Annotated in this window: 23 protein-coding genes and 2 tRNA genes; 16 read left to right on the top strand and 9 right to left on the bottom strand. The window is 45.3% G+C overall.

The features are described from left to right. The first annotated feature begins 309 nt into the window (after positions 1–309). From G7Y46_RS05310 to G7Y46_RS05290, 5 genes are all read left to right on the top strand, one after another. Positions 310–1,503 (top strand): helix-turn-helix transcriptional regulator, encoded by a 1,194-nt coding sequence (locus tag G7Y46_RS05310; protein WP_165253013.1) that lies wholly within the window; start codon positions 310–312, stop codon positions 1,501–1,503. A gap of 96 nt (positions 1,504–1,599) precedes the next feature. Continuing rightward, positions 1,600–1,893 (top strand): hypothetical protein, encoded by a 294-nt coding sequence (locus tag G7Y46_RS05305; RefSeq protein ID WP_165062141.1) that lies wholly within the window; start codon positions 1,600–1,602, stop codon positions 1,891–1,893. Continuing rightward, positions 1,886–2,329, top strand: coding sequence for a PIN domain-containing protein (locus tag G7Y46_RS05300; protein WP_165253011.1), 444 nt, complete (start codon positions 1,886–1,888; stop codon positions 2,327–2,329). The genes G7Y46_RS05305 and G7Y46_RS05300 overlap by 8 nt, the downstream gene beginning before the upstream one ends. Before the next feature lie 186 nt (positions 2,330–2,515). After that, positions 2,516–3,406: a TspO/MBR family protein gene (locus G7Y46_RS05295; protein WP_165253009.1), complete on the top strand. Its 891-nt coding sequence runs from the start codon at positions 2,516–2,518 to the stop codon at positions 3,404–3,406. Positions 3,407–3,501: 95 nt separating this feature from the next. Then, positions 3,502–4,758: an aldo/keto reductase gene (locus G7Y46_RS05290; RefSeq protein WP_206214173.1), complete on the top strand. Its 1,257-nt coding sequence runs from the start codon at positions 3,502–3,504 to the stop codon at positions 4,756–4,758. Positions 4,759–4,802: 44 nt separating this feature from the next. Here G7Y46_RS05290 and G7Y46_RS05285 read toward each other — a convergent pair whose 3' ends face one another. The 4 genes from G7Y46_RS05285 to amaP all read right to left on the bottom strand — a co-directional run bounded on the left by G7Y46_RS05285 (position 4,803) and on the right by amaP (position 7,471). Beyond that, complete coding sequence (locus tag G7Y46_RS05285) at positions 4,803–5,597, bottom strand: ZIP family metal transporter (protein ID WP_165062147.1); 795 nt, start codon at positions 5,595–5,597, stop codon at positions 4,803–4,805. A gap of 202 nt (positions 5,598–5,799) precedes the next feature. Further along, on the bottom strand, positions 5,800–6,426 hold the full coding sequence (locus G7Y46_RS05280) for an Asp23/Gls24 family envelope stress response protein (RefSeq protein ID WP_165062149.1): 627 nt from the start codon (positions 6,424–6,426) through the stop codon (positions 5,800–5,802). Positions 6,427–6,468: 42 nt separating this feature from the next. Further along, positions 6,469–6,897, bottom strand: coding sequence for a DUF2273 domain-containing protein (locus tag G7Y46_RS05275; RefSeq protein WP_165253007.1), 429 nt, complete (start codon positions 6,895–6,897; stop codon positions 6,469–6,471). After that, a complete protein-coding gene (gene amaP / locus G7Y46_RS05270) occupies positions 6,854–7,471 on the bottom strand; it encodes an alkaline shock response membrane anchor protein AmaP (protein ID WP_165253005.1) in 618 nt (205 codons plus the stop codon). The genes G7Y46_RS05275 and amaP overlap by 44 nt, the downstream gene beginning before the upstream one ends. Before the next feature lie 483 nt (positions 7,472–7,954). On the opposite strand from amaP, the gene infC reads away from it, so the two are divergent. Genes infC through rplT form a run of 3 tightly spaced genes read left to right on the top strand, consistent with a single transcriptional unit; the run spans position 7,955 to position 9,119 of the window. Continuing rightward, a complete protein-coding gene (gene infC, locus G7Y46_RS05265; RefSeq protein ID WP_165253129.1) occupies positions 7,955–8,557 on the top strand; it encodes a translation initiation factor IF-3 in 603 nt (200 codons plus the stop codon). Further along, complete coding sequence (gene rpmI, locus G7Y46_RS05260) at positions 8,550–8,747, top strand: 50S ribosomal protein L35 (RefSeq protein ID WP_165062155.1); 198 nt, start codon at positions 8,550–8,552, stop codon at positions 8,745–8,747. The genes infC and rpmI overlap by 8 nt, the downstream gene beginning before the upstream one ends. Before the next feature lie 12 nt (positions 8,748–8,759). Beyond that, positions 8,760–9,119 (top strand): 50S ribosomal protein L20, encoded by a 360-nt coding sequence (gene rplT / locus G7Y46_RS05255; RefSeq protein ID WP_165062157.1) that lies wholly within the window; start codon positions 8,760–8,762, stop codon positions 9,117–9,119. Between the two features lie 80 nt (positions 9,120–9,199). Here the strand turns inward: rplT and G7Y46_RS05250 are convergent, their stop codons facing one another. Next, positions 9,200–10,732 carry a lysylphosphatidylglycerol synthase transmembrane domain-containing protein gene (locus tag G7Y46_RS05250; RefSeq protein ID WP_165253003.1) on the bottom strand — a complete coding sequence of 511 codons (1,533 nt, stop codon included), beginning with the start codon at positions 10,730–10,732 and terminating at the stop codon, positions 9,200–9,202. Between the two features lie 140 nt (positions 10,733–10,872). Then, entirely contained in the window at positions 10,873–11,892 is a 1,020-nt protein-coding gene (locus tag G7Y46_RS05245; protein WP_165062161.1) for a glycosyltransferase family 2 protein, read from the bottom strand. Between the two features lie 223 nt (positions 11,893–12,115). Here G7Y46_RS05245 and G7Y46_RS05240 point away from each other — a divergent pair, with 223 nt between their 5' ends. Then, a complete protein-coding gene (locus G7Y46_RS05240) occupies positions 12,116–13,090 on the top strand; it encodes a glycosyltransferase family 2 protein (RefSeq protein ID WP_165253001.1) in 975 nt (324 codons plus the stop codon). Positions 13,091–13,817: 727 nt separating this feature from the next. Here G7Y46_RS05240 and G7Y46_RS05235 read toward each other — a convergent pair. Then, a tRNA-Arg gene (locus G7Y46_RS05235) sits at positions 13,818–13,894 on the bottom strand. A gap of 131 nt (positions 13,895–14,025) precedes the next feature. Between G7Y46_RS05235 and G7Y46_RS05230 the strand changes: the two genes are divergently transcribed. The 5 genes from G7Y46_RS05230 to G7Y46_RS05210 all read left to right on the top strand — a co-directional run bounded on the left by G7Y46_RS05230 (position 14,026) and on the right by G7Y46_RS05210 (position 18,718). Beyond that, positions 14,026–15,456: a citrate synthase gene (locus G7Y46_RS05230; protein ID WP_165252999.1), complete on the top strand. Its 1,431-nt coding sequence runs from the start codon at positions 14,026–14,028 to the stop codon at positions 15,454–15,456. 94 nt (positions 15,457–15,550) lie between these two features. Further along, positions 15,551–15,799 (top strand): hypothetical protein, encoded by a 249-nt coding sequence (locus tag G7Y46_RS05225; RefSeq protein WP_165062167.1) that lies wholly within the window; start codon positions 15,551–15,553, stop codon positions 15,797–15,799. A 101-nt stretch (positions 15,800–15,900) separates the two neighbouring features. Further along, positions 15,901–15,988: transfer RNA gene (locus tag G7Y46_RS05220), tRNA-Ser, on the top strand. Positions 15,989–16,125: 137 nt separating this feature from the next. Then, positions 16,126–17,487, top strand: coding sequence for a CBS domain-containing protein (locus tag G7Y46_RS05215; RefSeq protein WP_241157062.1), 1,362 nt, complete (start codon positions 16,126–16,128; stop codon positions 17,485–17,487). Between the two features lie 37 nt (positions 17,488–17,524). Further along, complete coding sequence (locus G7Y46_RS05210) at positions 17,525–18,718, top strand: divalent metal cation transporter (RefSeq protein WP_165253126.1); 1,194 nt, start codon at positions 17,525–17,527, stop codon at positions 18,716–18,718. Here the strand turns inward: G7Y46_RS05210 and G7Y46_RS05205 are convergent. Both G7Y46_RS05205 and G7Y46_RS05200 read right to left on the bottom strand, forming a co-directional pair. Continuing rightward, the gene (locus G7Y46_RS05205) at positions 18,693–19,175 is read right to left on the bottom strand and encodes an Rrf2 family transcriptional regulator (protein WP_277424166.1); all 483 of its coding nucleotides are present in this window, start codon (positions 19,173–19,175) and stop codon (positions 18,693–18,695) included. The two genes, G7Y46_RS05210 and G7Y46_RS05205, sit on opposite strands and share 26 nt — an antisense overlap. Positions 19,176–19,410: 235 nt before the next feature. Beyond that, on the bottom strand, positions 19,411–21,105 hold the full coding sequence (locus G7Y46_RS05200) for a Na+/H+ antiporter NhaC family protein (RefSeq protein ID WP_165062181.1): 1,695 nt from the start codon (positions 21,103–21,105) through the stop codon (positions 19,411–19,413). A gap of 134 nt (positions 21,106–21,239) precedes the next feature. On the opposite strand from G7Y46_RS05200, the gene glmU reads away from it, so the two are divergent. Together glmU and G7Y46_RS05190 are read left to right on the top strand one after the other, a co-directional pair. Next, entirely contained in the window at positions 21,240–22,604 is a 1,365-nt protein-coding gene (gene glmU / locus G7Y46_RS05195; protein WP_165252995.1) for a bifunctional UDP-N-acetylglucosamine diphosphorylase/glucosamine-1-phosphate N-acetyltransferase GlmU, read from the top strand. Between the two features lie 103 nt (positions 22,605–22,707). Further along, positions 22,708–23,679 carry a ribose-phosphate pyrophosphokinase gene (locus tag G7Y46_RS05190; RefSeq protein WP_165062185.1) on the top strand — a complete coding sequence of 324 codons (972 nt, stop codon included), beginning with the start codon at positions 22,708–22,710 and terminating at the stop codon, positions 23,677–23,679.

Below are 23,679 nucleotides of genomic sequence, written 5' to 3'. Positions count from 1 at the left end.
TCTGATAAACAGCGGCTATGTGTCTTCGCTGCGTTTGCAGCCACATTCGGATTGTCCGGTTATTTTCTGTGGGATCTTCTATGTGTATTCATGTATAACACCCCTTTTGCAAAGGGATTCAACACAGAAGATGTTATAGTCCTTCGCTTGTGTTGGATAGGTGGTCTAATTGCAAGCCTGTTTGTTTTTTGGCGGTTTAGTGAAGTTATTTATCGCTATCGCTCAAAAGTGTTCATAATTGGAGTTGCGTTTTCGATATTTCCATTAACGATAGCTGCTATACATTCAATCTTTCCGGGGGCAGTACCTATGGCTGCCTGTATTGTTACTTGGAGTATTGCAGGGGTCAGCCAAGCTGCACTACTAATGTGGTGGTCTATATACCTTAGCCTTGTAACTACTAGATACACACCAATTGTCATAGCAATTGCATCGTGTTTGGGAACATGTCTTTATATAGTGGTGGCCACAATATCGCTTCCTTTAATTGGTGTAATTATGATTGCCTTGTTAGAAGTAATTTCTTTCTTGATATTAATGGCGTTAATGAAAATGCTTCCAAAAGATCGTGTGAATGAATCTGAAAACTATGAAACTGTTGATTACATAACAACACAAGGTGCTATAGCTGTAGGTACTTATGGGCTTGTATTCGGCTACACAACAACAACGCTGTTCAGTCTTGGGGCTGAAGCTACTGTTATAGGTTGCTCGACAGGAATCATTGGGTCTTTAATGCCTTTTGCCTTATATAAGTTCAATCGGAATATAGATATTGATATTTCAACAATACAAAGATTGACGCTCCCGCCTGTTGTCATAGGGATACTTTTCTTGCCTTTTGGGGATGATTTATGGCGGTTATTTTTCTGTTGTCTAGTAAATATTGCTCTTTCTCATTTCTCGGTGATAAGCCTCAGTAACGCAATGACATTAAATTCAGAATTTTCTATTAAGCCTCTCAAAAGATCTTCTGTTATGCAAATTCCTGTTTGGATTGGAATATTTATAGGTTCGTTGTTGTCGGCTTTTATTTGGCTGTTCAGCGATTTGTCTTTTGTAGACTTAATGTTTGTATCAATTGTTATTGCATCGCTAATAGTCTGTGCTATTGCAATATACGGACTTGATGATTCGGTATCTAAGAAACAGTTTTACGACCTTTTGACACATAGAAACAAAGAAGAAATACTCGCTAAAGAAGATAGTCGAACGAATGAAATATTTGATGCGAAGTTCGCGGGCTTAACTAGTGCGGCTAAGCTGTCTCCAAGAGAAATTGAGGTATTTCGCCTTCTTGCGAAAGGGAGAAATGCTGAATACATCAGCAAAAAACTTGTTATATCGGGTGCCACCGCCAAATCGCACATTTATCATATCTACCAGAAAATGGGTATTAATTCTCAGCAAAGCCTTATAGACAGATTAGAAGAATACAGCAACAAGGAAACTCTGAAAAAGGCTAATGCACTTTATGATAAAAATTCAAAAGCTACGTCTTAATGGGGCTTTTTGGGTTGGTGTAGTGCGTTCAATGTCTAGCTATGTAAACATGTTTACATGTATAATATGTACAGGTTTACGATAGAGAGGGCAGTTGTGGCTACGAAAACGTTTTCAAGTAGAGCTGATGCAGATCTGTTGGCATATGCCGATGCAATTGCTCGTAAAGAATATGGGCTGTCCTATGGGCAGTATTGCGGTACTGTTTTATTAGAAGCTATTGGGAGTACGGGTCGTATGCCTCAAATTGCCAATAATAAAACGATGGACGAGAAGAAAAGTCGTGCGGTTTCTTTTATTAAGGAATTTGCTTCTTTATCTAGCAATCCAGAGATAGGCAAAATGTCCGATCGGGACATTCGGAACTTAATTGCAAACAAATATGTCTAAGAAACTTTTTATTGATACAAATATATTACTTGATGCGGCTATGGTAGAGCGCCCGGGTTGGGCTGCTGCAACTTTACTTATGGATGAAGTGGCTTATTCTGAAGTGCAAGGGTATGTGTCAGCGCTATCTTTGAAGAACGTATACTACGTTTTGGAAAAGTATGCAGATGAACCTTCGGCTAGGAAATTCATAGTTGCTATTATGGATTTATTTCAGGTCGTTGCTGTAGATCTATCAATATGTCGCATAGCTGCTTTGTCTAACGAACCCAATTTTGAAGATGGTATTATTCGGGCTTGTGCCGAAAGCATTCCTGTAGATTTCATAATTTCCAGAGACGAAAAAGCGTTTGACAGATCTTATATAAAGCGGCTTTCGGCGCAAACGTATATAGAGTTATTCGGCGATTTTGAACAAGTAGATTTACCGCAATAGCTTTGTTTAGTATTAATTGTGTTGTGCCTGTAACGGCGCAGCTGTTTAGGCAAGTAGTTAAGTCGTTTTTGCTGGCAAGCACGTTACTTTGTTGTGCTTAATCTGTAATGCTGTCGCATCCTGCGCATATAGCTTTGCTTCTACACTTATAGGCAGCGAAGCTATAAACATAAGGAGGCGACACATATGAAAAGCGATCGAGCGGCTTGTGTAAAAATGTATCCAGCATTCTCTTTTGGTAGCGTTAATCAGCCAGTAAGCAACAGGCGAAACTCTAGGAATTCGTGGAATGTTTCTGGTCACGCTATGTCTCCTGTTATTGCAATGTGGGTGGCATACGTGGTTATGGTGGTATGCAATGTACTTTTTGAGGCGTTGCGTCTTGGTGGCACTACATCTGCCGAGGTGTCAGCCTCTGTATTTGCGTGGTTTACGCCGGCAGGTTACGTTTTTTCTATTTGGGGTCTTATTTATGTGGCATTGCTAGCATGGTTGGTGTATTACACACGCGAAGAAAGCCGCAATGCAGCAGACGTTACTAATTTCACACCAAAAACAGCAGGTCTTTTTATAGCAAGTTGTATATTGAATGTGGCTTGGCTTGTTCTGTTTCATTTTCAGCAGACAATTGTGGCTCTTGTAGTTATTGCTGCTCTTTGGGGTGTGTTGGTTGCTCTATACCGCGATATTCATGCGCGATACTTATCGTCTACTTGGGCAAAAGTGCTGGGTTGGGTTCCCATATCTATCTATGTTGGTTGGATAAGTGTTGCTGTTTTGGCTAATGCGTCGCATGTGATAACGCGGCTAGCTGGTGGATCTCTAGCACCATTTGTTGGTGAATTATCTACTTTAATTGTAGTCGCTGTTGTGTTGGCTGCCGGTTTTCTAATGCGTAAACGCTACGATGATATAGCCATTCCTCTTGTATTTCTCTGGGCTATTATTGGCGTTGGGGTAAATTTAATAAATGTGTCTATTTCAACATCAATAATTATATTCGCGCTGTCTGTAATTGCCGCCTTCCTTACTTTCTTTAAAGTTGGTGAAATACGAGTACCATCTCGTGTGCAATAGACTTGCTCTTCATAATCTAGCAGGAATAAAGCCGGTATCTATGCCGGTTTTATTCTTGTGCGCACAAGGAAAACTGTATTTTTGCGCATGTTAATATGATAGAAATTACATTCTGGTCTGAAGGGCGGTTTATGCGCTATTGCGTTGATACTAAAACTGGCAATAAACTATCTGCGCTTGGTTTTGGTTGCATGCGTCTGCCAAGTTCGGCGCTAGGGTCTGTCAATGTTGAAACTTCTGAAAAGCTTATCCTTCAAGCGCTTGAGGCGGGCATAAACTATTTTGACACCGCCTATCTATATCGAGGAAATGAGGAAGCGCTTGGCGCCATAATTAAGCGCAATAATATTCGCGATCGCATGTTTATAGCCACAAAATTACCGCATGCTAGCGTAAAGTCTGCCGCAGATATTGAGCGCTATTTCGAAACATCTTTGAAACGCCTTCAAACGAATAGAATTGACTATTATCTTATTCACAACGTGGTTAATCTTGAACAGTGGCAGTGTCTTTGCGCTTTAGGGATAGAGGAATGGATAACAAAGCGCAAATCTGACGGTTCAATTAATGCTATCGGTTTTTCGTTCCATGGACCGCAGCACGAGTTTGCTTCTTTATTAGATGCCTATAATTGGGATTTTTGTCAAATTCAGTACAATTATGCCGACGAAAATTACCAAGCTGGACGCAGCGGTCTGGAAGAAGCGTACTCGCGCGGCATTCCCGTGTTTATTATGGAGCCACTACTAGGTGGCAAACTTGCAGATGGTCTGCCGAAAGCGGCATCTGATTTATTTCTTGAAGCTGAAGCTGCGCACAGTGGCGTGGCTGTGAAAGATTCAAGCCGTGTAGATGTGTCTGTTGCATGGGCGCTTCGTTGGTTATGGAATCAGTCTGGTGTAACCATGGTTTTATCTGGCATGAATAGCGCTGAGCAAATTGCAAACAATGTTCGTGTTGCCAAGGAATCCACGCCAAACATGTTAACTGAAACTGAATTAGCTACGTTTCGCAGCGTCGAGAAAATATTTCGTGAAAGCTATCGTATTCCCTGCACGGGCTGTAATTATTGCATGCCGTGTCCAAAAGATATTAATATTCCGGGTTGTTTTGCAAGCTATAACACATCGTATGTTGCCGATCGTATAAGTGGCGCTATAGGTTACTTTATGTGTGCTGGCGCCTTAGGTCATAACCCGCATTATGCTTCCGATTGTATAGAGTGTGGGAAATGTGCTAAACATTGTCCGCAAGGCATAGCTATTCCAAACGAACTTAAAAAAGTACGCCGCAGACTTCAGATTCCCGGAGCAAAACCTATAATGTCGCTTGTGTCTAAGATGCGTATGTAGGCTGTGGTATGTAGGCTGCGCTGCGTTAGTGTTGTTTTGGGAATTTAGCCTAAAGCCACGTCCAAAATCATCATAATAAGAAACCCTGCCATTACGCCTATAGTGCCCCAATTACTGCTGTTAGATAGATGGGCTTCGGGAATTAATTCCTCTACAACTACAAACATCATTGCGCCAGCGGAAAAGGCTAGCATCCATGGCATATATGGTGCGATGATGCCTGCAAACAGTACAACAAGACATCCAAAAATCGGTTCCGCCAAGCCGGACAATGCTCCGAAAGCAAATGCTTTAGGGCGGCTTATACCTTCTTGCGCTAACGGAAGCGACACCGCTGCACCTTCTGGAATATTCTGAATGCCTATACCTAGCGCTAGAGCTATAGCCATGCCGCTAAGAGCGGGGTCGGCTCCCGGCTGTGCTGCCATAGCGAATAGCAAGCCTACCGACATACCCTCTGGAATGTTGTGGAGTGTAACCGCTGTAAAAAGCAGCGTTGGTCTATTCCAGCTGCTTGGTAAGCCCTCTGGGTTTTCTTTGCCAAAATTAAGATGGGGTAGCAGCGCGTGCAGTGCCATCAAGAAAGCTACACCGATTACAAAGCCTCCAGCTGCTGGAATCCATCCAATTTGTCCAGCCTCTTCAGCGCGCTCTATTGCCGGAATTAAAAGCGACCACACACTAGCCGCTATCATAACGCCTGCCGCAAATCCTAGAAACAGCGTTTGAGCTATGCCGTCTTTTTTGCCGCGTAGCAGAAATACCGACGCAGCGCCTAAAGTTGTACAGGCAAAAGTAAATCCTGTTCCCGCAGCTGCCCATAGAAGTGCGTCAAGCATTTCTGCCTCCCTTCGCTTAATTCATTTATTTTACGTGCAATTTAGATAAGCTAACTTTATTGTTAACATAGATAAGGCTTGGAAAGAATTACCATCCAAGCCTTATCCTTCGCTCTTTGATGCATTTAGACTTATTGTCTGTGCGTCGTTATGTCTGTCGGCATCGACTTTGGCATTTTTGCCATTAATAGACTTTGTCCGTCTATTTTGAAAGAGTTACGGCTGTGCGCTTTTCTTTTTCGCCGTCGTCAGAATTGCCATGGAGTTTGTCGTATTCGGCTTTATCTACAACGTCAACCACATTAACTGTTAGCTCTGCAACTTCAAGACCTGTCATCTCTTTTACTTGGTCGGTGACGGTTTCTTTTATGTTGTCGAACACTTCTAATGCCGATTTGCCGTATTCAAGAATGATGGATAGCTCTACCGTTACTGCGCCATCGCTAATATCGGCATCCGCTCCCTTTTTGTCGTCGTTTCCGCCAAGTCCCTCTTGGATCATTGAGAAAACGCTGCCTTTCATGTCAACAATGCCGTCAACATTTTGCGCTGCAAGAGACGATATTTTTTCCACTACGCCTTCATCTATTGTTAAGGTGTATTTCGGTTTGCGCTCGGTGTCTTCTTTTTTCTCTTCGTCGTCGCTTGGCAATACGGAATTAATGGCACCGGTTATTTTGTCTACGGCTGTTTCGGGCGAGGTGATATTAACGTCTTTGCCAGCTTCTGTTTTCTTATCGTTTAGGTTGTTTGTATTGTTTGCGCTTTTGTTCGTGCTACTGTTGGCGCTGTCCGTATTTTTTGTGCTGTTATTAGAATTGTTAATCATGATAAATCCTTTCGTTAGGTTTATTTCTGTCCGATTCCTTGATCATCTGCGGAAAATACTTGCAAGTGAGCGCGTTGCGGCGTTCATCTGCATATTGCCATCGCGATATCGTCCTATAAGCATGCCGATTGCTGTCAGTATTGCCAGTAGAAGTACGGGCCAAAAGCCAATTATCAAAATAAGTATGGCGGCAATAAGACCTATTAACCCATAAACGATTGCGTGACCATGCTTCTCAAAATACGGTTTTACATTTTTGGGAAGGCGATCTGTGAAATCGGTATCGTTTTTTGCAGTTTCTTCTGCGTCGGCGTTGAATATGGGTGCTTTTGCTTGTTCTGTGCGATCTTGGGCGTTGCTGGTAAACCCAACAGATGGTGCAATGCTGTCTTTTTCGGGTGTCTCGCGTTTTGTTGTGTTGTTTGCCTTACGCCCCAATGACGCTTTGACTTGGACGTTTGTATCCGACATGAGAGCCCTCCCTTCGCACGTTGATCGAGGTGTTTTCCGTATACAACGTATTCGTAGGATTGCCGGCAAATGTGATATCCACCTTCTCTACGGGGTATCCCGTTAGGGTGCTAACGCTTGAGATTATTTCTTGTTGTAGCGTTTCGCCTAAGGACGCAAGATTTAAGTTGGCTTTCGGCTCGATATTTGCACTGATAGAGATGCGTGGATTATGTTTGCCGTGAATACTTACTTTTAAGTCTTTAGTCTCAATGCCACTGTGGCTTTCTAGCACATATTTGGCGGTCGAGCGGATGGCTTCTTTGGTAATGGAAACGGTGCCGTCTTCTCGCCTAAGCAAAAGCTTCGATCCTTTTCCTGGCGTTGCTAGGGCACAGATCAGAAGAGCGATCAGACCGATAGCAACAATGCCTAGCACTACAAGAAGCGCAATATTAAACCAGCTCATTCCAGCCAGCCATGATGCTAGAGGAAGCAGAGGTTCCCACGAGAACCAAAGGACTGCAAGCACGCCTATTCCTAAGATTGCAGCAATGATAAATATCACCAAGCAAAAGCGTGTGAATTTCCTCATAGCTATCACCTTTCTCTTCGTGCATCTCCGATTGCATATGTGGTGCGGATATTGTCTATGCGCTATAAACGCCGCCGTATACGCAGTTGGAGATGCTTTTGTTTACGACATTGCTCACTCTATAGGCGAAAGATGGCGAAATGCGCGAACTTCCAAAGCTGACAACTTGCGATAAACGTATGTTTGACTAGGCGTAAGAAATTGCATTTTGACTTAGCGCTTCAATTTTTCTAATTGCTTCCAATTTTGACAATACGATGCATTTTTATGCAACTAGGGGGTTGAAGTGTTTGAATATATGGCATAGAATTTGCAGTTGCTAATCAAGTGAAGGGCTGTATGCTTTTCCACCTGGTTCGGCGCCGCTGGCAGCCGATGGGTCGTTTGAATATCGTGTCGCGTTTGCGATTCATTTTCATTGACGATACCCGTCTGCGTTTGCGAGGCGGGTTTTTTAATGCAGCAAGGGCGCAGAGCGCCAATATGTATTGCACCACAGGTGCAAAGAAGGGGGTGAGCGCGATAGCCGCTCAAGAGCCACGGCTCAACGAACAGATCACGCTTGATACTTGCAGGCTGGTTGATTTCGATGGTAATCAGATGGGTGTGTATCCCATCGAACAGGCGCAGAGCATCGCTGATGCGGCTGGGCTTGATTTGGTTGAAATAGCTCCAAATGCCGATCCGCCGGTTTGCCGCGTAATGGATTATGGCAAGTTCAAATACGATCAAGCCATAAAGGCAAAGCAGGCGCGCAAGAATCAAAGCAAGATCGAAATTAAGGAAATGAAGTTCCGCCCGAAAATAGATGTGGGCGACTATGCTACCAAGAAAAAGCATGTACTGCGTTTCTTGGATGCTGGGAACAAGGTAAAAATAACCATAATGTTCCGCGGTCGCGAAATGGCGCATCCAGAACAGGGGCTTTCAATCCTTGAGCGTCTGGCAGACGATCTAAAAGACGTTGCATTAATTGAGAATCAACCCAAGATGGAAGGTCGCAACATGCACATGTTAATAGCGCCCCTTCCACAGAGTGCTAAAAAGAAAGACGATACGAAGAAAGGAGATGCCGATAATGCCTAAAATGAAAACTCATCGCGGTACGGCTAAGCGTTTCCGTGTTACCGGCAGCGGCAAGATTATGCGCGCTAAGGCTTATAAAAGCCACATCCTGACGAAAAAGAGCCAGAAGCGTAAGCGCAATTTCCGTCACGAGACTGAGGTTACGAAGGCCGATAGCAGGGTTGTAGCACGCAACCTAGGTCTTCGCTAGGAGGTAGATAGCATGGCACGTGTAAAAAGGTCGGTTCACGCACGCAAGAAGCGTCGCGAGACACTAAAGAAGGCACGCGGATACTACGGTGCGAAATCGCGTTCATATAAGGCAGCGAAAGAGCAAGTACGCCACTCGATGCAGTACATGTATCGCGATCGCCGCAACAAGAAGCGCGATATTCGCCGTCTGTGGATTACTCGCATAAACGCTGCGGCTCGCCTGAATGGTATGTCATATTCCGTGTTTATGAATGGTCTGAAAAAGGCTGGCATAGAGCTAGATCGTAAGGTATTGGCTGATATGGCTGTGAACGATCCGAAGGCATTTGCCGCTGTTGCTGAGGCTGCTAAGACGGCTGTAGCTGCATAAGGCATAAGGTAATTCTTTTAGTTTTTATATTGGGGGTCTTGTATTTGATGCAAGACCCCCAATTTTATGATGCGGCTTCCTTATTTTTTACGCTGCATTTTTTTCGAGCGGTTATGTAAATCGTCTAATGTGGCTGACATTTCCTCAATTGAAGACACTGTACGTGGCATGTCTTCCATATCTTGTGCAGCTTCGGCAATATCTGGTTCCAATAGTTGCTTTCCTTCGCTTTCTGCTCTTTCGCTCCAGAAAGGCGATTTTGTGAATATATCACGCTTAATAAACAGCGCTACTCCTAAAGCAATTAAAGGAACAGCAACTTGCCAAGTGTTGTAGTAAAGCTCTAAACCGGCAAGTACGCTTAAAGTTAACATGCTAGCTGCCCACATTATGCGGCTTCGGCGAATAATACCTATAGCGCATACAAACAAAACTATGCCGCCAAATATTAGCGACGAGCCGCCTAAAACGCCGCTTAAATCTACGAACTGAGTTAGTATTCCATATGGTGCCAAAGCCGGTGCAACCAGTGCCAGTGCTATGTTAACTGCCCCAAATAAAGCTAGCAGAGTTCCTGTTATCCATGCGAAATCTTTTTGCTTCTGATCTGGGGCTGCAGTTTTCTTGCTCTTGAAAAAGCCCGACTGCGAAAGCAGAACTGCGCCAATCAAAAATGGTATCCACAGCATTATGCCGCGATAAACCAAAGCGATGGCGGCTGCGGTGGTGGCGGTGGAACCTGCTGCTGTCAAAACAATAGCAATAGCAGCTTCGGTAACTCCTATGCCTTGCGGTGTAGGCGATAGCATAATAGTAACCACGGCTAGTGCGAACGCTGCTACAAGAGGCGCTATCTGCGTGAAGTCGAATGCAAAACCTATAGCCATAAGGCACGCCATATTCAATATGGCAGAAAGCGATGCCCAAGCTATAGTTATAACAACGCCCATAGGGTTATGGGCAAGAATGCGCGATGCGTCAATAAACTGATCGGCGGTAGATGTACCCCATGCTGCACGCATGCTGCGCTTGAAAAAATGAAGGATCCAATTGCCTATTTTCTCAATGCGTGTAAGTAGCCAATAAAGAGCATCTGGTTTGTAATAACCTATGATAAAGCAGGCAGTTTGTCCGAATAATACTGCGGCCAAAACGATGAATCCGGTGAGTATAACGTAATTCATCGAATCGGATATAAACATAACTATAGTGCCTATTACAGCTATTACAAACACTGCTGCAAAAAAGCCGATCTGCGAGAGCAGCCCGCCTCCGGTAGCTACTCCAAGGCTTGCGCCCTTGCGATGCGCGTCATCTATGATGAAGGCTAGACCGGTGGCACCGCTGAAAAGGCAGAATGTGTTTATAAACACAAGGCTGAAAATTAATATAACGTTGTGTAAAAAACCGGTTTTGAAGCCTACAGCATCGAATGCGGCATCGTAGGATGCGGCTTGTGTCAAATGGCGCAGCACCATGAAAATTACAGCGATAATAAGTGGAATAGTTGCACCTGTACCTACAATGTCGATAAAGTCGAACACCATGTCGGCATTACCCATGAAGAAAGTTACTGCAAGGATAGCGACTATTATGAGAAGTGCCTTCTTCAACAGCTACCCTTACGTATTATCGATTCTGCACTGTACAACGCATTTTCATTTGTATAAGGATATCAGATTAGTTGACTATGCACATTGCAACATCGAGGCAGGGTATATGAAAGTGGTCAGCTGGACGCTAATATGAAAATTTAATTGAAATTAAACATCTTTCGACCGATGTTATATCCCCAAATTCCGGCTTTGCGTCCAATAGTTGTTGGGATATTCGAACCTATTACTAGCGGATGCCGCTTTACGCGCTTGAATAATTCCGGGCTGTGAAAATGCAGATAATCCCACATGTCAGCTAGCTTTTTATCGTCTTCGACGGTGTTGCGCATTCGCAAAAATATGGCACAAACGCAGATCATCATTGCCATATGGTTGCTCATGTAGTGGAACAATTTCGGGTCGGGTGCGTCGTCTGGTAGATGTACCGAATCGATCATGGTGCGAGTAACGCTTAGGTGCTGATCGATTCGTTCAAGCATGGCTTCTACGCCTACGCTCTGACCTTCGCGACCTATGTAGTAGCGATACATGTCGCAATCGAAATATCGAATGCTGCGAACATGCGGCAGCGGAATATATACATATAAGTTGTCTACATAAAAGCAGTGTTCAGGCAGCTTCAATCCAATATCTTTCAGAAGCTGTGTGCGATAAATTACTGCATGCATGTGTAGGTATTGAAAAAGCGAAAATTTCCCCAGTTCGTGCCATGTAATTTCTCGATCGGTGGGGTAGGTGTTTCTGTGGTCCATTACTTTGCGCGTATGTTCGTGAATTTTCTCATACACATAATTCGCAACCACAAGGTCGGTTGGGCATTCGCGATGCATCTGCGTGCGCATGTAGTCCATTATCGGAGCCATGGCATCTTTATCTAGCCAGTCGTCTGAATCTACGACTTTGAAATAAAGACCACTGGCAGCGTCTAGCCCTGCATTTACGGCCGATCCGTGCCCTCCGTTGGGTTTGTGTATAGCGTGAACAATATCAGGCAGCTTGTGCGCCCACTTATCTGCCACGTCAGATGTGGTGTCGGTTGAACCGTCGTCAACAATAATAATCTCAATATCGCTACCGCATTCAAGTAACGACTTGATGCAAACATCCATGTATGCGGCGGAGTTATAGCAGGGTACTATGAAGGATACGGTTTTCATCCACTAAATTCTCGTCTTCTCCGTGTATATCAAAAAGCAGACTGGTGCCGCCTGTGCATCTGTACAAACAAACATATTATACGCTACTTCACAAATTGCTGCGGAGCGCTTGCTTACGGCGACGAATAGCACCGTGAGCGCCATAATGTATCCGCTTCTGGTTTATAATCAAAATGCTTGAACAGCAATTTTGTTTATGCCTTATTACTTACGGAAGGCTGCTATGACTGAAGCAATTAACTTGTCGGATGCGCGCATAGAGGAAATTCGCAAAGGTGCGGGTGTGGCTGTGTTGGTACCTTGCTACAACGAGGAACTAACCATAGGAAAAGTGGTTGATGATTTTCGCCAAACGCTTCCCTTGGCTGATGTGTATGTTTACGACAACAACTCAAGCGATAAAACGGCAGAAATAGCGCGCGAGCATGGTGCTATTGTGCGCATGGAGCCTAGGCAGGGCAAGGGTAACGTAGTACGCCAGATGTTTCGCGATGTAGAGGCTGACTATTACATAATGGTAGACGGAGACGATACTTATCCGGCTGAATCGGCTCCTGCGTTGCTTGAGCCGCTTTATTGCGGTGCAGCCGATATGACTGTGGGCGACAGATTGTCAAATGGTAGCTATGGCGAAGAGAATGACCGTGCTTTTCATGGGTTTGGCAACGACTTGGTGCGCTGGCTTATAAAGGTAATTTATGGGTATGCTTTTGAGGATGTAATGACGGGGTATCGCGCTTTTACTCGTATGTTTGTAAAAACGATGCCTGTGTTATCTTCAGGGTTTCAGATAGAAACGGAACTTTCTATTCATGCAGTAGATAAGCGTTGGCGCATTGTGGACGTACCGATTGATTATCGCGATCGACCCGAGGGCAGCGAGTCGAAGTTGTCAACATTTGGGGATGGCGCAAAAGTGCTGATGGCCATAGCGTCGCTATTCAAAGACTATAAACCTATGGCTTTCTTTGGATGGCTTGCGCTGCTGTTTGTTATTTTAGGACTAGTTGCTGGTATACCAGTTATTGCAGAATTTACAGTTACGCATTTGGTGGAGCGCTTCCCAACGGCTTTGTTGGCTGTGGCATTGGTGCTTTGCGGCGCGCTTTCCCTAACTGTTGGATTAGTTCTTGATACAGTTGCTAAAAATACTCGCAAGCAATGGGAAATATCTGTTTACCAAGCATATGAAAAATAGCGACGAGATCGGCTTATCTGCGGTTCTCTAGTCGGATTGCCGCGGTCAGGACCTCGTCGCAGGTACGTATACTAGATTAATCTGACTTGAAATTGCAAGTCTATGCAAGTCTAATTTTTGTCAAAGAGCGCTTATGGTTTTGCGAATGGGAAAAAAGTGCGCCTAATTCTCACTTGATATGCCTGTTCATAACTGACTTTTTCTAAGAAAAAGTCAGTTATGAACAGGTGTGAGCAGTGTTTACTAGAAAATGTGCAATCTGTGGCAGCAAGACGAAGAAAAATGGTCAAAACTTCCGACTTTCCATGGTTATAGCGCCACATAGCTAACTTGAATTGTGGAGGACACTGGGCAAACAGGGTTCTCCAATTCTATTTTGATTCGTAATTGGCGTAATTTGGCATTATAGACTGTGGAAAGTCGGAAGTTTTGACCATTTTTCGCCTAAAAAGTGACGAAGGCAACACACGATCAGGTTTGGTTAGAGTTCCACAATAGCACTCCTTACCCCTTTGCGATGGACTGAGCCTTACACACTTTTCTGCCTATATGCCGCGAATGGGTTGTTGAAGCTGCAGGGCTTGTTAGTTTTTCAGTTGGAATCTTTTCCGGTTATACTAGGAAAAGTATTCGTATATCAAAACTTTTCCGGTTATAATAGGAAAATTTAGGCTTTCCAAAACGGGACTACGGCTTTGTAATTCATGGGATTTCTTCAGTAAAAAGATGGTGCGCCATGAGGGATTCGAACCCCCGACGGTCTGATTCGTAGTCAGCTCCTCTATCCAGCTGAGGTAATGGCGCACGATTTTCAGCAAATGATATTTTGTACTAGAGCGAACGAAGTGTCAACAGTTTTAAGTAAAAGATTTTAGTAAGACTGTGATAGGCACAATGAAAGAGTAGAATGAGCGAAACATTTTTAGGAGCGCACAATGGTTATAGAGATAGATGAAAACCTAATAGCGGATGACGACAGCCGCATAAAAGTTGGAGAAGCCGACACGATAGAAATTCATCCCGAAGAGACGTGTCGTGTTGGGCTGTACGGCACTTTTGAAGAGGTGAATCAGATTCCTGCTAGCGCTTACAAAAATAAAAACGTTAAGCGCGGGCTTCGCAATTCGGATGGTACTGGCGTTATTGCCGGAATTACCAATATATCGGAAGTTAACGGCTACGAGATTGTGGATGGCGTTCGTGTTCCCATAGAAGGGTCTTTGCGTCTTCGCGGATACGAATTGTACGACTTGCTAGGCAATGTTGACGCCTCAAAACGCTTTGCGTTCGAAGAGCTGTGCTATTTGCTTTTGATGGGCGACTTACCTACGCAAGAAAATCTCGATAAATTTGTTGATGCTATAGATTTACAGCGCGAACTGCCCGACGGTTTCACGGCGAATACGATAATGCCAATTGCGCCACGCAACTTAATGAATGTGCTGTCGCGTTCAATCTTGCATCTATATGCATACGATTCGCACGCCGAAGAGCGCACAGCCAAACATGAAATACATACGGCACTTTCGCTAATTAGCCGCCTGCCACGCATAATGGTGCTTTCTTACTACAGCAAGCGCGCGCGCTTCTATCACGAATCTATGATTATGCATCGTTTTATTAAAGGGCAATCCAGCGCCGAGACTATTCTTAGCATGTTGCGCCCCGACCGTCACTTCACGCAAGATGAAGCGCGTATGCTAGATGTAATGCTGTGCCTGCATGCCGAACATGGCGGAGGCAACAATTCAACTTTCACAACGCGTGTGCTTAGCAGCGCCGACACCGATCCGTATTCGGCATATTCTGCTGCCATCGGGTCACTAAAAGGCTATAGACACGGTGGAGCTAATCATAAGGTGCGCGCCATGCACGAAGAAATAAAGCGCGAGGTGTCTAACTGGGAAGATGAAGGTGCTGTAGCCGATTATTTGCGGCGCATAGTAAACAAAGAGGCTTACGACCATACCGGTCTTATATATGGTATAGGACACGCTGTTTACACACTTAGCGACCCACGTGCTGTGGTATGCAAGCGTTTTGCAAGCGAACTGGCTAAAGGTAGCGAATATGAAGCCGAATATCGTCTGCTAGAAACAATTGAGCGTTTGGCGCCGGAAATTATTACACAGGGTCGCGGCATCGAGAAAACGCTTTGTGCCAATGTAGATATGTATTCAGGATTCGTGTATTCAATGATGGGAATACCGGAAGATTTATATACGCCGCTTTTTGCGTGCGCCAGAATGGCTGGGTGGGCGGCGCATCGTTTTGAAGAAGTGGTTAGCGGCAAGCGCATAATTCGTCCTGCATATGCCAGCGCACGTGTGTCGCCGCGAAAATATGTGCCTATAGATATGCGCTAAACTCAGATAAAACTAGATTGGTTTTGAACTTTACCAAGATGCGCCAATTTTTTAGAATAGCATCCGGAAATTAGCCAATATACGAGGAGATGTTATGACAGAAGCACCAACTGGCAGACCTAAACCCAAAGGCAGCCTTCGTATATTAGATGATGCGGTTTTAGATGGGTTTTCTTTGAATGATATAAAGTGTCGCTCTTGCAGCGGATATGGAAACTGTGGTTATAAAAGCACTTATCTGGTTCCTGGCGGCGGAATAGCATCTATTTGCATGCAAAGACGCCATCAGATGCGCTGCGAACGCGATGGCGTTCCGTTTGATCCGGCGGATATATCGGCTTAAGCGAAAAAATTGCATTTTTTGTATCTGGACAATACATTCTTATAGCAATGCATTGTTTGTGGTATTCTGTTCAAACCGCAAAAAAGCGGCTTTATACAAGCGGAGGAATGGCCGAGTGGTTGAAGGCGGCAGTCTTGAAAACTGTTGTGCCGAGAGGTACCGTGGGTTCGAATCCTACTTCCTCCGCCAGCTTTAATTTGTCCGATTCGTGAAAGGTTCATTCTTGAAGGTTCGAAAACAGAAGCCTCACAGTATGTAACCTTCGGCTGCATGGCGTCTCTTAGCAGCCGGAAAGGTTGCATGCGTGGGTTAGTTAGGGGAAGGCCGTGCTATATTTATCTCGAATGCTGGGAAAGCCTGTTGTGGATTCCGGCAAAGAGAAGATCGGGGTTGTTTCCGATCTCGCTATTTCAACTGGGGAAATGTTTCCCCGAATAACAAGTTTGGCGTTTAAGGGACCGGGCAATGTTCCGTTTATGATCTCTTGGCGCAAGTATGTTGATAAGTTTGACGATGACGGTATTACGCTAGCCGTTGAGTCGCCCGATATACGATTTAGCTATCTACAACCTACAGAAGTGCTTTTAGCGCGCGATTTGATGAATAGGCAAATTGTAGATACGCAGGGCATGAAAGTTGTTCGCGTGAACGACCTAAAGTTGTCTCCTTCGGGCACGCAGCTGCGTCTTTTGGGTGCGGAAGTTGGCGCGCGTGGCATATTGCGCGGTCTGCATCCTTTGCTAGAACGCGCTGCGGTTGCAATATCAAAGCTATTTCGGCATAAGTTAGACGAGCAGATAATTGCTTGGAATTATATGGATTTGCTAGATCGCGACTTGTCGGAAGTGCAGCTTTCTGTAACTCATAGGCGCTTAGACGAATTGCATCCGGCGGATGTGGCTGACATTTTAGAGCAGCTTGATCCGCAGCAGCGCGCTGCTGTGTTTGAGCACTTAGATGAATCTTCGCGTACCGAAGCTGTATCAGAGATGGAAGATGAAGTACAAGCGGAATTCTTGGATGACTTAGACGATGCTACGGCTGCTCGGCTGATAGGCAACATGGATCCGGATGATGCTGCCGATATTGTGCGCGATCTTTCATATGAAAAAGCGGAAACACTGCTTCGCTTAATGGGTATGGATGATGCCGATGAAATACGGCGACTTTTGGGCTTTAAGGACGGCACAGCTGGCGGCATGATGACTACCCAGTTTGTTGCTGTGCAAAGCGATTCTACCGTCCGTGAAACAATAGGTGTTTTGCGCGATTTGTCAGAAGATTTCCCCACCGTGCATTATGTATACGTTACCGATAACTATGGAAAACTGGTAGGCGTACTGTCTATGCGTACACTTGTATTGTCTGCAGACGATGCACGTCTTGCCAACATAATGTATACAGATGTTATAAGTGTGCCGCCCGACGAAACCGAAGAAGATGTTGTAGCCGACATTTTTAAATACGATATACCCGCCATGCCTGTTGTGGACGAGCGCGGTGCGATGCTTGGAATAGTTACCACCGAAGATGCATGGGATGCCATAGAGGAAGATAGAGTGTCGGAAAAGAAGCAGCGCAATATTCTACGCATAGGCGGATATGTGCTTGCTGGCATTCTGGGTTTGGTTTTGTATACGCTAGTCTTAATTCAGATATTTCAAACGATAGGTTTGCAAAGTGCCTGAAAAGCGTCGCAGCAAAATACTGTTAGTGCTTGCAGCCATGGGTCCGGGCATTATTACTGCCATGGCAGGAAACGATGCCGGTGGAATTTCTACATACTCTACAGCTGGTGCTCAGTTTGGATTTGGCACGCTTTGGGTTATACCAATTATGTGCTTGCTGCTTATTCTTGTAGAGATAACCGCGTCGAAAATGGGTGCTGTTACTGGTAAGGGATTCGCAGCGCTTATACGCGAGCGTTTCGGAATAAGACTTACCACGCTAGCAATGTGTGCGCTGCTTATTGGCAATGTTGCTACTACGTTTTCGGAATTTGCTGGCATAGCGTCGGGCATGGAAATGTTTGGTGTATCGAAGTATATTAGCGTTCCTGTGGCGGCTGTGGCTGTATGGGTGCTTATAGCTGGCGGGTCGTATAAGCGAGTGCAAAGAGTTTTCTTGGTGCTTTCATTGGTGTTTATAACTTATATTGTGGCAGCGTTTATGGCTGGTCCTAATTGGAATGAGGCACTACGCTCTACTGTATTGCTAGCATTTAGCGCTCAGCCTGCATTTGTGTCATTGGTTATAGCTATGATAGGCACCACCATAGCACCGTGGATGATGTTCTTTACGCAGAGTAATGTGGTGGAAAAAGGTTTAGCTACAGAAGATTTGTTCTCGCAAAAAGTGGATGCAGTTTCTGGGTCTATTGCGGCATGCGTTATAGCTTGGTTTATCATAGTTACAACGGGCGCTGTTTTATTTCCACAAGGTATTGCTGTAGAGAGCGCATCTGATGCTGCGCAGGCGCTAGCTCCATTTGCAGGTCAATATGCTCAGGCTCTGTTTGCTATAGGGCTTGTAGCTGCATCGTTTTTGGCGGCATGTGTGTTGCCACTTACTACTGCATTCGTAATTTGCGAGGCGTTTGGTTGGGAAGCCGGAGTGTCATATGAGTGGCGCGAGGCACCGGCATTTAAAGGTATATTTACCGGAGTTGTATTGCTTGCGGCAGCGGTCGTGCTTATACCTAATATGGATTTGATGGGCATGATGTTAACGGCTCAGTTTGTGAACGGCGTTATTTTGCCTGTGTTGTTAGCGTTTATGGCGCTAATTTCGGCGGACAAGCGCATTATGGGGAATTACAAGAGTGGAAAAGTGGCAAAGCTTTTGTTGTGGGCTGCCGTTTTTGTGGTGGCTGCTTTAACCATAGCTTTATTTATTATGCAGTTGCTAGGTTTTGCGTAAGACGCTGGCTTTCCTCTTTTAAGCGATCTGCCAAATATACTTCGGCATTTACTGTTCCATCGAAGCATTTCGATAGCATGTCTAGCGTGATGCTGTCTAGGAATGCTGCATAGCTGCTTGTCACAATATCTAGCATATGCGTCACTTCGTCGTTAGTGTGGCGCGCACTTGCAATATCGTGTTTTGGTTCTTCCATTTCGTCTTCGCCATTATTTATAGCATTAAGAATTTCAAGCAGAGTTATTTCGTTTGCGGGTTTAGAAATAATATAACCGCCATTTTTTCCGGGGCGCGACTCTATTAGCCCAGCGTGGCGCTCTATTTGAGCCAGTTGAATTAGATAGTCGCGCGGAATAAGCATATTTTCAGATATCTCTTTGGAAGAGCAGACCCGATCATGCTTGGCAAGGTAGAGAAGCATTCTTAATCCGTAGTCTATGGATGCTTTTAAAAACAATTGAACCCCAGTGATCGGTGTGGTCTTCTATATGTATTTGCCTGCGCGACCGGTATTGCCTGCATGCAAATTTAATAAAAGATACAAGACTATTACGTCAAAATAGTGGACTAGTGCTGGGGTGTTTACAATTTGTAATCTACGAGTTACCAATTTGTGTTAATAGCTGTTACTAGAGCAAAAAAGAAGCGGCATCGCTGTGTGCCGCTTCTTTGCGTTTAGATTGTGCGCAGGGTTATTCCGCTGCTTGCTCTGCCTGTGCTTTACGTTCGCTTATTTTATGAAGCACAAGAACTGCTATAACTACCAGAACTGCACCTAGACCAAGTGATATCCATGGGTTTTTGGTGAATCCGGCAACTATATATCCAATAAAGCAAATAACCATAACTGTAGTTGCGTAAGGAATCTGTGTTGCTACATGGCGCAGGTGGTTACACTGTGCACCTGCCGAAGACAGAATGGTTGTATCGGAGATAGGCGAGATATGGTCGCCATAAACAGCGCCCGCAAGCGTAGCACCTACTGCCACCAAGAATAGCGGATCGGATGCGTCGAACACACCTATAACTATAGGTAGGATAAGAGCTACCGTGCCCCAAGATGTTCCCATTGCAAAACCGATAAATGCTGCAACAACAAATATGATTGCTGGTAGTAAGTCAAGCCCTACTCCCATATTGTTTAAGAAGCTGGAAACAAATTCGCCAGTACCCAACAAGTAACGGCACACTCCACCAAGCGACCACGCTAAAACTAATATCATAATGGCACCTACCATAGAGCGCACGCCTTCCGACATAGCATCCATGAAGCCACCAAGCGTTGTTAGTTTGCGCGGTAAGAACATTGCGGCTGCAAATACCAATGCCACACAGACACCGATACATAAACCCATAACAGGGTTTTCGCCAACCGCTGTAGCGAAGTCTACCCCTTCGAAGAAACCGCCACAGTAAAGCATTCCTAGAATTGAGAAGATAATAAGCACGATAATTGGAAGAACTAAGTCGGAAACTTTACCCTTTTCCGATATGCTAAGACCTTTGTATTGTTCAATTGCGCCATGCGCTGCGTCTTCTATATCGGCGCGCTCTGTTACCTTAGGCGGCAAATTCGGATTTGCGCAATCGTCGCTTGGAATCTTGTTGCCGGCAGCAACTTTAAGTAAGTTGGCTTGCTTTTTAGCAGCCGCCTCTAGCTTTCTTTGCTCGATGGCATCTTCTGCGGGCGTTTCGTTGCATCTTGCTGCTGCTTCTGCTGCGCGCATCGGACCGAAATCGGCATTGATGGCAAGCATGAAGAAAACAAAGAATATAGTTAGCAGCGCGTAAAGGTTGTAGGGAATAGACGCAACGAAAGTGTTAAATCCGCCTTCGCCCAAATATCCACCCACTGCTACTGCCCACGAGGATACCGGCGCAATAATGCAAACCGGAGCTGCTGTGGAGTCAATAATCCACGCAAGTTTCTCATGGCTGATACGGAAACGGTCGGTGACGGGGCGCATAACGGCACCCACAGTTAGGCAGTTGAAATAGTCGTCAACGAAAATAATGATGCCCAATATCGCCGTAAGAATAGATGCCATACGTGCATTTTTGATGTGCTGCGAAACCCATTCGGCATAGGCGCGGGAGCCGCCAGATACGGCTATGACTACCGTTAGCGCTCCCAGCAAGGCAAGGAACAGCAACAGCGCTCCATTGCCGGCAATTTGCTCAGCCATCATCTGCGGCACCATGGTAAACGATGCGATAAGCTGTTCACCGCCTGCCCCATTCAGGGTGAACTGGTAGATGATCATTCCCACAAAGACGCCCACGGTAAGCGATGAATACACTTCCTTCGTGATAAGCGCCAATCCCAACGCCAGAAGCGGTGGAATTATCGACCATGCGCCGGTCGATATCAATTCGAAGCCTTCCATCATTCCCTCCGGTTAATCGTGTGTGTCGCATCACGCGACTTATATGTGCCGAGTATACCAATGCTCGCGCATAATCAGTCAAAAAGGATATACACTCTTACTGAATTCGGTTCGACATGCTGGGGAGGCGGTTTATGCAGACTGCGGCTATTATTCTTTGTGCAGGCGAAGGCACGCGCATGAAATCAAAAAAACCTAAAGTTGCGCATGAGATATTGGGAAGACCACTTGTGCAATGGGTTGTGGAAGCGGCGCGTAGTGCTGGGGCAAATCCGATTGTAAGCATTGTTGGTCACGGTAGCGATGTGGTCAAGCCTTTGGTGGATGGCACAATTGCCGTAGAGCAGCCGCAGCGTCTTGGAACAGGCGATGCTGTTATGTGTGCACAGGCAGCTTTGGCTGATTTTGATGGGTCAGTGTTGGTGCTGTCGGGCGATTGCCCCATGATTAGCGCAAGTACGCTAGAGCAGTTGGTGTCTGCGCGCGAAAAAGAAAAGGCAGCCTGTGCGGTGCTTAGCATGAAAATGTCAAATCCGTTTGGCTATGGGCGCATAGTTAGAACGCCTGCTGGCGAAGTGGAGCGCATAGTAGAACAAAAAGATGCAAGTGATGAAGAGGCTGCAATATGTGAATGCAATTCAGGCTTTTATTGCTTCGATTGCAAATTGCTGTTTGATGCTTTGCACCAAGTTGGGAATGACAATGCTGCTGGTGAGTACTATCTGACAGATGTGTTGGCTATATTGCGCAATGCTGGTAAGCGCGTCATTGCTGTTTTGGCTGAAGATTCCGAAGAATGCATGGGCGTAAATTCCAGAGTTCAGCTTTCGGAGGCATCGCGCGCTATGCAGCGCCGTATCAACACCGCTCATATGCAGAATGGAGTTACTATGATGGCTCCTGACATGGTGTGGATTGGTCCGGATGTAAAAATTTCCGCTGATGTAGAACTTTTGCCCGGCGTAATGTTGATGGGCAATACCGAAATAGGGCAAGATTGCACAATAGGTCCCAATTGCCGTCTGACCGATACGATTGTGGGATGCGGCTGTGTAATAGATGAAACGGTTGCCATAGAGGCACGTATAGATGACGGTGCTACGTGTGGTCCGCGCGCTTATTTGCGTCCCGGTGCTCACCTTATGGAAAACGCGAAGGCTGGCACTCATGTGGAAATAAAGAAGTCAACCATAGGACCATCTTCTAAAGTGCCGCATCTTTCCTATATAGGCGACACTGTTATGGGTTCGGGAGTAAACATAGGAGCCGGTAGTATAACTTGCAATTACGACGGTGCCCATAAACATCCCACAACCATAGGTGATAATTCATTTATAGGATCTGACACTATGATGGTGGCACCTGTAAATATTGGATCTAATGTGGTTGTAGGCGCCGGCTCGGTAATAACAAAAGATGTGCCCGATTCAGCACTAGCTGTTGCGCGTGCGCGTGAGCGCATCATAGAAGACTGGGCTTGTAAACATGCCAAGAAGTAGACAAAACACTCTAGCTTATTGCTGTTGTGTCGTTACAATTATGCAGAGCAAGTATAATTTTGCTGCAGCTTATGTAGATGCCTAAAAAGACGAAGGAGCTTACATGACCGAGATGAAGAAATTCATGGCGCTATTTTCGGGGTCGGTTGCACCTGAATTAGCCGAGAAAATAGCGAATCATTTAGGTGTTAGTTTAGGCAACGTTAAGCTGGAAAAATTCGCAAATGGCGAAATATACGCTCGCTATTTAGAGAGCGTGCGCGGAGCCGATGTGTTTCTTATTCAGTCGGTTGCAGGAGAACACGTAAACGATGCGTTGATGGAACTTCTCATAATGGCGGATGCTGCCAAACGTGCATCGGCGCGCACAATAACTGCCGTAATTACGCATTATGGGTACGCCCGGCAAGATCGCAAAGCTGCGGCGCGCGAGCCTATTACTGCGAAATTGGTTGCGAATTTGATAACCACAGCTGGGGTAAATCGTGTTATGACAATCGATCTTCACCAAGGTCAGATACAGGGTTTCTTTGACATGCCTGTAGATCACTTAACGGCGCTTCCCATTTTGGCTGATTATTTCCGGGCAAAGAATTTCCCACAAGATAAGATATGTGTAGTTTCGCCCGATGTTGGTCGCGCAAAAGCTGCTAAGAAACTCTCCGACATGCTAGAAGCCGATTTGGCGATAATGCATAAAGGGCGTCCGGGGCACAACAAAGCCGAAATAACTGCCCTAATTGGCGATGTTAAAGGCAAGATATGTATTATCAACGACGACATGATAGACACAGGTGGCACTATAGCTGCTGCAGCCGATACATTGAAATCTAAAGGCGCTGAACAGGTTTATATCTGCTGTACGCATCCCGTGTTTAGCGGTCCGGCATACGAGCGTTTAGAAAATGCAGATGTTGAGGAAGTTGTGGCATGCGACACTATTCCTGTGCCGCTAGAAAAACAGAGCGGCAAAATAAAGATAGTTAGCGTTGCGCCACTGTTTGCCCGCGCTATATCGAATGTTTACGAAAATGGCAGCGTGTCAGATTTGTTCGACCCAGATTTTGCACTCTGA

Source organism: Adlercreutzia sp. ZJ304, assembly GCF_011039075.1.
In the GTDB taxonomy this organism is placed as follows: Bacteria; Actinomycetota; Coriobacteriia; order Coriobacteriales; family Eggerthellaceae; genus Adlercreutzia_A.
This window is presented reverse-complemented; position numbering and strand designations above follow the sequence as displayed.

What these genes read in the sequence shown, in the direction of transcription:
- G7Y46_RS05310 (WP_165253013.1), top strand. Translation starts at nt 310, where the DNA reads ATGGCTGCCTGTATTGTTACTTGGAGTATTGCAGGGGTCAGCCAAGCT.
- G7Y46_RS05300 (WP_165253011.1), top strand. Translation starts at nt 1,886, where the DNA reads ATGTCTAAGAAACTTTTTATTGATACAAATATATTACTTGATGCGGCT.
- G7Y46_RS05295 (WP_165253009.1), top strand. Translation starts at nt 2,516, where the DNA reads ATGAAAAGCGATCGAGCGGCTTGTGTAAAAATGTATCCAGCATTCTCT.
- G7Y46_RS05290 (WP_206214173.1), top strand. Translation starts at nt 3,502, where the DNA reads ATGATAGAAATTACATTCTGGTCTGAAGGGCGGTTTATGCGCTATTGC.
- G7Y46_RS05285 (WP_165062147.1), bottom strand. Translation starts at nt 5,597, where the DNA reads ATGCTTGACGCACTTCTATGGGCAGCTGCGGGAACAGGATTTACTTTT.
- G7Y46_RS05280 (WP_165062149.1), bottom strand. Translation starts at nt 6,426, where the DNA reads ATGATTAACAATTCTAATAACAGCACAAAAAATACGGACAGCGCCAAC.
- G7Y46_RS05275 (WP_165253007.1), bottom strand. Translation starts at nt 6,897, where the DNA reads ATGTCGGATACAAACGTCCAAGTCAAAGCGTCATTGGGGCGTAAGGCA.
- amaP (WP_165253005.1), bottom strand. Translation starts at nt 7,471, where the DNA reads ATGAGGAAATTCACACGCTTTTGCTTGGTGATATTTATCATTGCTGCA.
- infC (WP_165253129.1), top strand. Translation starts at nt 7,955, where the DNA reads ATGTATTGCACCACAGGTGCAAAGAAGGGGGTGAGCGCGATAGCCGCT.
- rpmI (WP_165062155.1), top strand. Translation starts at nt 8,550, where the DNA reads ATGCCTAAAATGAAAACTCATCGCGGTACGGCTAAGCGTTTCCGTGTT.
- rplT (WP_165062157.1), top strand. Translation starts at nt 8,760, where the DNA reads ATGGCACGTGTAAAAAGGTCGGTTCACGCACGCAAGAAGCGTCGCGAG.
- G7Y46_RS05245 (WP_165062161.1), bottom strand. Translation starts at nt 11,892, where the DNA reads ATGAAAACCGTATCCTTCATAGTACCCTGCTATAACTCCGCCGCATAC.
- G7Y46_RS05240 (WP_165253001.1), top strand. Translation starts at nt 12,116, where the DNA reads ATGACTGAAGCAATTAACTTGTCGGATGCGCGCATAGAGGAAATTCGC.
- G7Y46_RS05230 (WP_165252999.1), top strand. Translation starts at nt 14,026, where the DNA reads ATGGTTATAGAGATAGATGAAAACCTAATAGCGGATGACGACAGCCGC.
- G7Y46_RS05225 (WP_165062167.1), top strand. Translation starts at nt 15,551, where the DNA reads ATGACAGAAGCACCAACTGGCAGACCTAAACCCAAAGGCAGCCTTCGT.
- G7Y46_RS05210 (WP_165253126.1), top strand. Translation starts at nt 17,525, where the DNA reads ATGGGTCCGGGCATTATTACTGCCATGGCAGGAAACGATGCCGGTGGA.
- G7Y46_RS05200 (WP_165062181.1), bottom strand. Translation starts at nt 21,105, where the DNA reads ATGGAAGGCTTCGAATTGATATCGACCGGCGCATGGTCGATAATTCCA.
- glmU (WP_165252995.1), top strand. Translation starts at nt 21,240, where the DNA reads ATGCAGACTGCGGCTATTATTCTTTGTGCAGGCGAAGGCACGCGCATG.
- G7Y46_RS05190 (WP_165062185.1), top strand. Translation starts at nt 22,708, where the DNA reads ATGACCGAGATGAAGAAATTCATGGCGCTATTTTCGGGGTCGGTTGCA.